1 protein-coding gene and 1 pseudogene are annotated in these 1,628 nt (G+C 34.3%); both read right to left on the reverse strand.

The genetic code is table 11. From position 1 onward, the window contains the following. Positions 1–143: 143 nt before the first annotated feature. Positions 144–392 (reverse strand): annotated as a pseudogene (locus PX636_RS21005) (protein kinase); the annotation flags it as partial. A gap of 347 nt (positions 393–739) precedes the next feature. Next, positions 740–1,628: ISAs1 family transposase (locus PX636_RS21010; RefSeq protein WP_288118691.1), on the reverse strand; the 889-nt coding region annotated here is incomplete at its 5' end.

Here is a 1,628-nt window from a genome sequence, read left to right on the forward strand (position 1 = left end):
AGCAAATAGGTGCAAGAATGAAAATTGTGGGAGCACAATGGAAAGCAGAGAATGTTCCTCAGTATTTGAAGCTACGTTGTGCTTATCTCAACGGCGATATTGCCTGAGTATTTTTACTCATTGCAAAACTGGGATGCTCCCAAAGTAAATTCCCCCACTGAATAAGCCTTAATTAAATTAGAATGTTCTAACTTTCTGGCATTTGTTAATTCAATTAATTTATCATCGCTACTTTCGGGGATAACTTTAATAGCAACTTCTTGAACCGATGTATTTCTGACCATTTCACTAGCATGAAATACACCACCAAAACCACCGGCACCGAGAAACTTATTAAGACGATAAGGGCCTATTTGTTGCCCTTCCAACATCTTCATCATTTGGTCTAGCATAATAATAACTCCTGAATTAACCAATTTTTACGTTGTGTAACTATCCTATTAAGTGAGTGGTTATAATTATTAAATTGAAGATAGATTGTGCCTTTGATCCCCCCTTGATCCTAGGGCTGTTTCATTTAAATTAATTACAGCTGATTTTGAGTCAATAAATTTGACCGAAGATTCTCAAGTTTATCTTTTTCTAATCAAAAGAGTTAGTCACAATAACTAATCTTTAATCTTCTGCCAATATTTATTATGAATAAATTGATAAAGCCTGTTCCCAAGCCACTAAAAGCCTATCTCTCTTGAAATTGTCTGAGAGTACATCCTGTTAATTTAGCTAATTTTTCTGCTTCTTACGTCGATAAAACTATCAGTTTTTCCCAACGTTCAGCTAACCACCTCTGTCCCTCTGTTATTGAGAGAAAACCCAAACCTCTGAAAAGATTCAATCCTATAGTTGTGAGAATTGACCAATTGCTGGCCGCTTGAAAATCACTTATCTCGCTTTTATCTTCCTCAAAAATTACATCTTTTACCCAATGTAACTGATTTTCTATTTTCCAATGTCCTCGAATAATTTTAGCAAATACTTGGGCGGATTCGGTTAGGCTACTGATATAGTAAGCTGTTTCTTCATAAGTTTTATCCCCGCGACTACCCCTTCTTTCTACTTTAATAATTCGGCGCAGATTTTCAAACCCTTGTCTTTCATTTTTCCTCACTTTAAAAACTTCTATTTTTCTTGAGATTTTTCGACCATGACTATTATCTTGTTCAAGAAAGCAACTTTCTGGCTTTGAGGAATTACTCAGGTATTGTATTCGCTGATAAAGATTTTTCTGATTTCCTTTAACCGTGATAACATAATCATTTTTACTCTTGGCTATTAAGCTGATTGTTTTTTTCTGACAGTGTAAAGCATCCCCAGTAAAAACTTTATTTTGAAGAGTGCAATCCTCAATTATAGCTTGACCTTCGTCGATTTCAGACCCTTTTTTGTTTTCAATTCTTTTTAAGTGTAATACCAAGCCACTTTCTTGACTAAACAATGAGATAAACATGATAAAATTTTGTTGTTCATTATTAGGATTCTTTAGGGTGTTTTTGAGACTTTTTCCATCTATATCTAGCCAATTTATATCACTTCTTTGTCCATATTCTTGTAATGCCCATTCATTAAACATTTTTAACAAACTCTGCCAGTCAACTCCCATCATTACCCTTCTAATTGTTGAATAGGAT

The sequence above is a fragment of the Microcystis sp. M53598_WE2 genome, assembly GCF_030067735.1.
Lineage (GTDB): Bacteria > Cyanobacteriota > Cyanobacteriia > Cyanobacteriales > Microcystaceae > Microcystis > Microcystis aeruginosa.